Below are 741 nucleotides of genomic sequence, written 5' to 3' on the forward strand. Positions count from 1 at the left end.
CCCCGATGTCGCGTCGGTACTGCATCCCCTCGAATTGGATCAGCCCGCACGCCTCATACGCCCGCGCCCGCGCCTCGGCCGCAGACGAGCCCACCCCCGTCACGCCCAGCACGCGGCCCCCCGCGGTCACCACCCGGCCCTCGCGGTCCCGCGCCGTCCCCGCGTGATACACCGTCACCCCCGGCACCGCACCAGCCCGATCCAGCCCCGCGATCGGCAGCCCCGCTCGCGGCTCGTTCGGATACCCCGGCGCCGCCACCACCACGCAGCACGACGCCCCCGACCTCCATGCGATCTCGCACGAGTCCAGCGTCCCCCGGCACGTCGCCTCCATCAGATCGATCACGTCCGACTCCAGCCGCGACACGATCGCCTGGCACTCCGGGTCGCCGAATCGGCAGTTGAACTCCAGCACCTTCGGGCCCCCGTGCGTGAGCATCAGCCCCGCGTACAAAACCCCGCGATACTCGATCCCCTCGCGTCGCAGCGCGTCCACCGTCGGCACCAGCACCTCTCGCTCCACCCGCGCCATCAGCGCATCATCAACCCGTGGCGACGGGCAGACCGCACCCATCCCGCCCGTGTTCGGCCCCTTGTCCCCATCCAGCAGCCGCTTGTGATCCTGCGAGGTCTCCAGCACGTAGATCGAGCGCCCGTCCACCAGCGCCATGACCGAGACCTCCGGCCCGTCCAGACGCTCCTCGATCACCACCTCACGCCCCGCCGCCCCGAACTCCTTCT

At 71.3% G+C, this 741-nt stretch carries 1 protein-coding gene; it reads right to left on the reverse strand.

What is annotated here, in order from left to right:
- The coding region (gene purD, locus JNK74_28745) for a phosphoribosylamine--glycine ligase (protein MBL7650172.1) at window positions 1-741 on the reverse strand (741 nt) is incomplete at both ends.

The organism is Candidatus Hydrogenedentota bacterium (genome assembly GCA_016791475.1).
Classification (GTDB): Bacteria; Hydrogenedentota; Hydrogenedentia; order Hydrogenedentales; family JAEUWI01; genus JAEUWI01.